This window comes from Haloferax sp. Atlit-6N (genome assembly GCF_003383195.1).
Classification (GTDB): Archaea; Halobacteriota; Halobacteria; order Halobacteriales; family Haloferacaceae; genus Haloferax; species Haloferax gibbonsii.
Genome location: NZ_QEQJ01000375.1, coordinates 1 through 444 on the forward strand (window position 1 = coordinate 1; position 444 = coordinate 444).

The 444-nt window shown below is 66.9% G+C and carries 1 pseudogene; it reads right to left on the minus strand.

The window, feature by feature from the left end:
* Positions 1 to 444 (minus strand): annotated as a pseudogene (locus DEQ92_RS22830) (hypothetical protein); the annotation flags it as partial.

The window sequence follows — 444 nt, forward strand, 5'->3', positions numbered from 1 at the left end:
CGCTTTCGCCCGAAGGTCCGCGTCAAGCGCAAGCGAGGACGGCCACGCTGCGATAGGGTCGCCGTCGTCCGAAAGCGTGTAGCGACCCTGCTGGCTGGTGAACGAGCCGTCGGTCGGAGGGAGTTCGAGGATGTCGCGTGCGAGCGAAGCCGATGGCGACTGCGGCGGGTCAACCGCGGCCAGCGACGCTTTGAACTCCGGGTCGAGAGCGAAGTCTCCATCCGAGGACTCGCGTAAAAGCCCCTGCGAGAGAAGCCATGCGTCGGTGCTCTCCTCGCGTGACACCGTCAGCGGCTGCTTGCCGAACCACGCGAGGAGCCGTGACGGCAGGTAGCGCTTCGTCAGTGCCGGCGTGCGCGGAACGAGGTAGCCTCGAAAGTACACCGTCGCGAGCGCCCCGGTCAACGCCACAACGGCCGCGACACCGGACAGCGGAATCAAGAC